This is a genomic window from Psychrobacter sp. 4Bb (assembly GCF_002836735.1).
Classification (GTDB): domain Bacteria; phylum Pseudomonadota; class Gammaproteobacteria; order Pseudomonadales; family Moraxellaceae; genus Psychrobacter.
In genome coordinates this window covers 1-7,738 of sequence record NZ_PJAS01000005.1, presented here as the reverse complement: position 1 = coordinate 7,738, position 7,738 = coordinate 1, and the positions used below count along the sequence as shown (strand labels likewise).

The following is a 7,738-nucleotide window of genomic DNA, read 5'->3' as shown; positions in this document are numbered from 1 at the left end:
CTAGTTCCCAATTCTCTTTGAACAAGTAAATAGCTCTGATTCCGACTAAATCATCAATTATATTTTTATAATTGTTTACATTGATTTCTAGATAAGGAGAAGTTTCGTGCTCCTTGATAGCTTTCTTTCTCTTTCTCACTATTTTAGTTAGTAAGTGAATAGGATCTTTGACCCTCCATTTTACAGAGTTAATTTCTTCACCTAAGTGTAGTATATTTCCAAAATACTGAGCCTGTTGCTTTAGTATTTCTTGATTTACTATATAGTCTCTGTAAATTTGTAAATTTGTAAATTTGTATAATTGTATTTTTACTGATATTTGCCTCTTTTAAGCTTTCAGCTTGAAGACCTTCGAATTCAAATATATTATTCTCATCTGTTTTTTTCACAAATTCTTATATCCATAAAGTTAGCACTATGGGTTAGTTTGCCACACTAATGATGGTTTACGCTACCGCTAACACACTCGGCCAACTATAAGCGAAAAGCGGGATTAGCTACAACAATCAAGTTTCAACCAACAAAAAAGGCCACCCTATAAAGAGTAGCCTTTTATCAATCAGGACTTAAGAGTATTAGCTGACTTCTTTCATACCTTGCTCAAGCATTGGCTTTAAGAATATACCCGTGTAGGATTCTTTGACTTCGGCCACTTCCTCAGGCGTACCCTCAGCGATAATCATACCACCACCTTTACCGCCTTCAGGGCCTAGATCAATTACCCAGTCGGCCGTCTTGATTACGTCAAGATTGTGCTCGATGACCACGATGGTATTACCTTTATCGCGTAGGGCATGCAGGATATTGAGCAGCTTATCGATATCATGGAAATGCAAACCAGTGGTTGGCTCATCCAAGATATATAGCGTCTGTCCCGTATCGCGTTTGGCAAGCTCACGCGCCAGTTTGACACGTTGCGCCTCACCACCTGATAGTGTTGGCGCAGACTGACCCAAGCGAATATAGCTCAGACCGACATCCATCAATGCTTGCAGACGACGGTAAATCGCTGGTATCGCTGAGAAGAACTCAACGGCATCTTCAACCGTCATATCAAGCACATCAGCGATGGTTTTGCCTTTATAATGAATCTCTAGCGTCTCGCGGTTGTAGCGCTTGCCTTCACAGGTATCACACGGCACATACATATCTGGTAGGAAATGCATCTCAACTTTGATAAGGCCATCGCCTTGGCACATTTCACAGCGTCCGCCTTTCACATTGAAGCTAAAGCGGCCCGGTTTATAACCACGAGCACGCGCTTCTTGCGTCTGGGCAAACATCTCACGCACAGGGGTAAACACGCCTGTATAAGTCGCTGGGTTTGAGCGCGGCGTACGGCCGATTGGACTTTGATCGATATCAACCATTTTGTCCAAATGCTCAAGACCGCTAATGCTTTCAAACTTATCGGCAATCAGCGTTGAGGCATTGTTTAACTGAGTCGCTGCCAATGGCATAAGCGTACGGTTAATCAAGGTTGATTTACCCGACCCTGAAACACCCGTCACACAAGTCATGATACCAACAGGAATGGTCAAATCTACATCGTGTAGGTTGTTGCCTGACGCGCCTTTTAGCTCGATGGTCATCGGTACTTTTTTGGCTTTGGCCTTACCTTTGACTTCGACATCGATGGTTTTGGCTTTATGACGCACAGTCGGAATCTCTATTTTTTTCTTACCAGACATATATTGTCCAGTCAGCGATTCTTTGTTTGCCATGATGTCATCGACCGTACCTTGGGCGATCACGTGACCACCATGTACGCCTGCACCGATACCGATATCGATGACGTGATCTGCTTGGCGAATCGCATCTTCATCATGCTCAACGACCAGTACCGTATTGCCTAAATCACGCAATCGCGTTAGGGTTTTTAGCAGACGGTCATTGTCACGCTGATGCAGACCGATTGACGGCTCATCAAGTACGTACATGACGCCCATCAAACCTGCACCGATTTGGCTAGCCAGACGAATACGCTGTGCTTCACCGCCCGATAACGTCTCGGCAGAGCGGGCGAGCGTTAAATAATCTAGCCCGACGCTCACGAGGAAGTTTAAGCGCTCATTGATCTCTTTAAAGATTTTTTCGGCAACTTCACCTTTATGACCACCAATCTTTAGCGTTTTATAATAGTCAGCAGCGTCCCCAATAGAGAGCTTAACGATTTGAGCGATGGTTTGATCATCGACACGGACATTGCGTGAGATTTCATTCAGACGCGCGCCGTCACAAACGTTACAAGTGGTATCAGCCAGATATTTAGCCAACTCATCACGGACAAGGTTACTTTGTGTCTTAGCATAACGACGCTCTAGGTAAGGAAGCACACCTTCAAACGGTACGGTTTTATTGGTCTTACGACCGCGCTCATCGGTAAAGTTAAAGGTCAGCTTTTCTTTACCAGAGCCGTGCATGATAAGGTCTTGCTGCTCTTTTGACAGATCTTGCCATGGCGCATCCATATCGATTTTAAAATGCTTACAGACGGTACTAAGTAAACCAAAATAGTACGCATGACGCTTATCCCAACCATTGATAGCGCCTTGGTTAAGTGACTTCTCATGATGAGTAATCAGTTTTTCAGCGGCGAAATATTGACGTTTACCGAGACCATCACAGCTTGGGCATGCGCCGTATGGATTATTAAAACTAAACATACGTGGCTCAAGCTCAGGCACTGCACGATCACAGACAGGGCATGAATGTTTGGCTGACATCACTTGGTTTTCGTCACCGCCTTCTTTTGGATTGCCATCCATAAAGTGAAGCGTGACCAGTCCTTGACCTAGACGTAATGCCGTCTCTAAGCTCTCAGCGACACGGTTGCCCAAGTCATCACGGACTTTAAAGCGATCGACCACCACTTCGATGGTATGTTTTTTCTTCTTATCCAGTGTTGGTAGCTCATCGGTGTCATAGACATCACCGTCGACGCGCACACGGACAAAACCTTGACCAATCAGCTGCTCAAGCAAGACGGTATGCTCACCTTTACGCTCACGAATCACCGGTGCCAAGATCATAATCTTGGTGTCATCTGGCAAGGCCATGACCTGATCGACCATCTCAGTGACCGACTGCGCGACCATTGGCTCACCATGCTCAGGGCAATATGGCGTACCAATGCGTGCATAGAGCAGACGCAGATAGTCATAAATTTCGGTAATCGTACCGACGGTCGAGCGTGGGTTATGGTTGGTTGATTTTTGCTCGATAGCAATCGCAGGGGATAGACCTTCGATACTATCGACGTCAGGCTTCTCCATTTGCGAGAGGAACTGACGCGCGTATGCCGATAAACTTTCGACATAACGACGTTGCCCTTCGGCATAGAGAGTATCGAAAGCCAATGAAGATTTACCAGAGCCAGATAGGCCAGTGATTACCACGAATTTATCTCGTGGGATGTCTAAATCGATGTTTTTTAAATTATGAGTACGTGCGCCGCGTATTGCGATATGGTCATGTGCCATCGGTTACAGGTTTCCTATTTGCTAAAAGGGGATTGGAAAATATCTCAAATCAAAAAGTAAGTACAGATCAGTAAAGTGATTGGTTAAAACGTGAATAATTCTAAATTTATGGTGTTGTTATAAAGGTTACATATATTGATAAGGTAAAAGTTATGCCAGCCTAGTTATTCATTTTCTATTGTTGTTTGGCTTTGTATTTTTTGTCGTTCCTACGACTATTTGTAATAGGACTAAACAAATCTAAATCAAATCAATGTTAAGTAACAGGTATGGTTTGTTATGGTTTTGACCAAAAATGCCATTTTGTGGTGATAGTGATAAGCGGGTTTATCATTTGAGCGGTCGCTCGATCTCATCAGTAATAGTGCTGATAACGTTTTACTTTATTGTCATGGTGACGGCATTATTCAAGGTGTCACTGTGCATCTGATGCACTTGGTAACAAAATAATCTCGTAATATGAATGGCTTGGGTTAAGGGCGCATACGTTACTGCACCAGTAAGACAAAAGTCTCGGCAACCAAACGGCGAATGTCTTATACTAGGGGGCTTGATTTATAGGCCAATGCCTTGATAAACCAGTAGTGATAAATCATGGTATGGCACAGTGTTAGTCGTGAAAGATAGCAATGAGCAACCAGCAATGATCAACCAGTGAGGCAAGTATGAATAGCGTAGAGAAACGGGCAATCCTCGGAGTCGGTGGCATCTTTGCCTTACGTATGATTGGCTTGTTTATGATTGTGCCGGTATTTTCTGTTTATGGTGACAATTATGCACACGCGACGCCGTTTTTAATTGGTTTGGCCGTTGGTATTTATGGCTTAGGGCAGGCCATCTTTCAGATACCGATGAGTTTGGCTGCTGATAAATTCCCGCGTAAGCCTATTATCTTTTTGGGATTGATACTGTTCGCTGTCGGCGGCATGATTGCAGCAAATGCGACTGATATTTACGAAGTGATTATTGGTCGAGCGCTGGCGGGTAGTGGTGCGGTCTCTGCTGTGCTTATGGCATTATTGGCTGATGTGACTCGTGAGGAAATGCGTACCAAGGCGATGGCCACGATGGGTCTGACGATTGCGACGTCTATTATGATAGCCTTTGCTTTTGGTCCATTATTAGTCGGCTCGCTCGGTATCTCTGGACTGTTTTGGCTGACTTCAGGATTTGCTATATTGGCGATGCTGCTATTGGTAGTTGTACCGACGCCTATGCGCGTGCTTAAGCATAATTTGGATAACAAAACCATTGGTCAACAGTTAGCCACTGTCCTCAAGATTGGCGATCTTAACCGCTTACATATCGGTATCTTTGCGCTACACCTAACGATGACGGCGATATTTGTGATATTGCCGCACCAGCTCAGTGACGTACTTGGCTTATCAGTACGTCAGCAAGGCATGGTGTATTTGCCACTATTGTTTATTGGTTTCGCCATCGCGATACCGTTTATTATCATCGCCGAAAAGAAACGCAAAATGCGTCAGGTTTTTTTGGGTGCGATTGCATTAATGACCGCCGCTTTAGCCATACTCGCGCTTGGTAGTCAGGTCGGTATTGGTATTATATTGGGCTTGCTGCTGTACTTTATGGGCTTTAACCTGCTTGAGGCGACGATTCCCTCATGGATATCTAAGCGTGCACCAGTCGCTAATAAAGCGACCGCGATGGGGCTTAACTCTTCTAGTCAGTTCTTTGGTGCATTTGTAGGCGGGGCAATGGGTGGTCTGTTATTAGGCCAGCCTAATTTGTTGGCGTGGGGCATACTGGCTATTATTATGGGTGCCGCACTGCTTATCATTATTCCCATTTCTCAGCCACCTTATCTATCGAGCACGACGGTTACTATTCCCAAAGACATCAATATCCAAGACTGGTCACGACAAATGCTGGCAGTAGATGGTGTTGATGAGTTGGTCGTCATGGCAAAAGAGCAAGTCGCTTATTTGAAGTTAGATAAGACACAGTTGACGGATGATTCACGTCAGCAGCTATCGAGTTTGGCGCAAAGTCCGCTAGATATTTAATATGATATATAACAGCTTTAGACTTATGTTTTTATATAGAAATAAAGCCAAATAGCAAAAATTGCACAGACAGCAGTCTCATAAACCACCAATATCAATCAATAGAAACTAACTATTTATCTCTATTTAAAAGGAATTAATATGAGTAAATTTAAGATGTTGTCTGGTAATGTCATTGAGGGTAAAAAGAAGGCGCATCGCTCAATAGCCAAGTTAACCGTAGGTCTTGGTCTATTGGCCATACTGCTGACCTCTGGTTGCGCTACGCAAAATATTCAGGCGTATCAGAACACCACACCAACGCTCGACATGCATGAGTTTTTTTCGGGTCAAATCGATGGTTGGGGTATGTTCCAAGGTCGAAATGGCGAAGTCAAAAAGCGCTTTTATGTTGATATTAATGCAACCCATGAGGGAGATGATGTCATTGTCCTAAACGAGAAATTCTTGTGGGCAGATGGCACGAAATCGCAGCGTATATGGCGTCTGACTGAGCAGACAGATGGCAGCTGGAAAGGTGTGGCAGGTGATGTCATTGGCGAGGCAACAGGGAAAGTGGTTGGCAATACGTTACACTGGAATTACCTATTAGAGTTACCTGTCGAGGACAAAACCTACAAAGTGAATTTTGATGATTGGATGTATCTTATCAATGAGGATGTCATGCTCAATCGCTCAGTGATGAAAAAATTTGGCGTAGAGCTGGGTAGCGTGACGTTAAGTATGCATCGTAAGCCTTCTGATGCTAACTAGAAATCTCTAAATCACTGAATAATAGGTAAGGTGCTAAGCAATGTTGATAAAGGTAGACGGTGTTCTTCAGCGTCTTAAAATGGCAAAATAGCAGCATATTTATCTATTACCTGTTATTTATTGCACTCTACAATATTGACTAATATATCAAGATAGAGTGTCTAAGCGACATAGACTGACGTGCACCATAGGTAGCCTATAGATATTTCGATAAAAATTGGTTAAAGTAAAATTATACAATTGATAGTATCAAATGATGCTATCAGATAACGATTAAAACAGTTTATTAAATTATTCATAAGTAAAAGGACGGTATCATGCGCGGAGTCAATAAAGTTATCATCATCGGTAACCTCGGAGCAGATCCTGAGGCACGCCAATTCAGCAATGGCGGTAGCGTAACCAATATCTCGGTTGCGACATCAGAGCAATGGACAGACAAGCAAAGCGGCGAAAAAAGAGAAGCGACAGAGTGGCATCGTATCGCACTTTTTAACCGTCTAGGCGAAATCGCAGCGCAATACCTGCGTAAAGGCAGCAAAGTCTATATCGAAGGTAGTTTGCGTACACGTAAATACCAAGACCAAAGTGGTCAAGACCGTTATATTACTGAGATTCGTGCTGAACAAATGCAGATGCTTGATGGTCAAACTGGCGGTGGTCAAGGTGGAGATAGCTTTGGTGGTCAGAACCAAGGTCAAAGTGGCGGCTATAATAATCAAGGTGGCCAAAACAATCAAAATAATTTTGGTCAGCAAGCAAATAATCAAATGGCACATCAAGGCGGCTACAACCAACCAGCGGCTCAAGGTGGTCAGAATAGCTTTAATAATCAAGCGCCTGCTCAGCAAAACCAGTTCAATCAGCCAGCACAGAAACCTGCACAATCTAAGCCTACAGCAATGCCAGATGGCCCTGTAGATGATGATATTCCGTTTTGAGGAATACACCTTAGACTTAATGTTAAAAAAGCCCTGCAACTGCAGGGCTTTTTTAATGCTTGCTATAGTTGATTCAATTTAAAAGAGATACAAGGCAACTGAGTGCAGATGTAACTGTGATACTTCAAGCGAGGTTAACGCTGTAGCTCTTTTATAGAGGATTAACTATATCCAGAAATATAATTCAGTTGATGCTTCTTAACATAGCTAAACTAAAATTTTATTAAAGAATTTTTAATTTATTTAATATGCTCTTAATGTTTAAGCGAATAAACTTAAGTTTAATTAGTACTGGTTTAATACTATTAATTTTCATATTAGCTAGTATGCTTACTACCTTCTATACTCTATATTGACCGTTTGTACCAAAAAATAATTATGATTAGTGACGTTTGGTTTTAAAAATTGCTATACTAACTTTATATGGCATATGGTTAATATATGTTGATTGCCCATAAATAAAATAAATTTCGATAATAATAGCCAAGGTTTTACTTGTTTCTTATTAATAAATCGAAAGCTATTTGGATAA

Annotated in this window: 4 protein-coding genes; 3 read left to right on the top strand and 1 reads right to left on the bottom strand. The window is 42.6% G+C overall.

Annotated features, from left to right (window positions below):
- Window positions 1-575: 575 nt before the first annotated feature.
- Complete coding sequence (gene uvrA, locus CXF60_RS00420; RefSeq protein ID WP_102090350.1) at window positions 576-3,482, bottom strand: excinuclease ABC subunit UvrA; 2,907 nt, start codon at window positions 3,480-3,482, stop codon at window positions 576-578.
- A 665-nt stretch (window positions 3,483-4,147) separates the two neighbouring features.
- Between uvrA and CXF60_RS00415 the strand changes: the two genes are divergently transcribed.
- From CXF60_RS00415 to ssb, 3 genes are all read left to right on the top strand, one after another.
- A complete protein-coding gene (locus CXF60_RS00415; protein ID WP_102090349.1) occupies window positions 4,148-5,512 on the top strand; it encodes an MFS transporter in 1,365 nt (454 codons plus the stop codon).
- 141 nt (window positions 5,513-5,653) lie between these two features.
- Window positions 5,654-6,265: a DUF3833 domain-containing protein gene (locus CXF60_RS00410; protein ID WP_102090348.1), complete on the top strand. Its 612-nt coding sequence runs from the start codon at window positions 5,654-5,656 to the stop codon at window positions 6,263-6,265.
- 317 nt (window positions 6,266-6,582) lie between these two features.
- Window positions 6,583-7,206 (top strand): single-stranded DNA-binding protein, encoded by a 624-nt coding sequence (ssb, locus tag CXF60_RS00405; RefSeq protein ID WP_101204383.1) that lies wholly within the window; start codon window positions 6,583-6,585, stop codon window positions 7,204-7,206.
- Window positions 7,207-7,738: the final 532 nt, after the last annotated feature.

What these genes read in the sequence shown, in the direction of transcription:
- uvrA (WP_102090350.1), bottom strand. Translation starts at nt 3,482, where the DNA reads ATGGCACATGACCATATCGCAATACGCGGCGCACGTACTCATAATTTA.
- CXF60_RS00415 (WP_102090349.1), top strand. Translation starts at nt 4,148, where the DNA reads ATGAATAGCGTAGAGAAACGGGCAATCCTCGGAGTCGGTGGCATCTTT.
- CXF60_RS00410 (WP_102090348.1), top strand. Translation starts at nt 5,654, where the DNA reads ATGAGTAAATTTAAGATGTTGTCTGGTAATGTCATTGAGGGTAAAAAG.
- ssb (WP_101204383.1), top strand. Translation starts at nt 6,583, where the DNA reads ATGCGCGGAGTCAATAAAGTTATCATCATCGGTAACCTCGGAGCAGAT.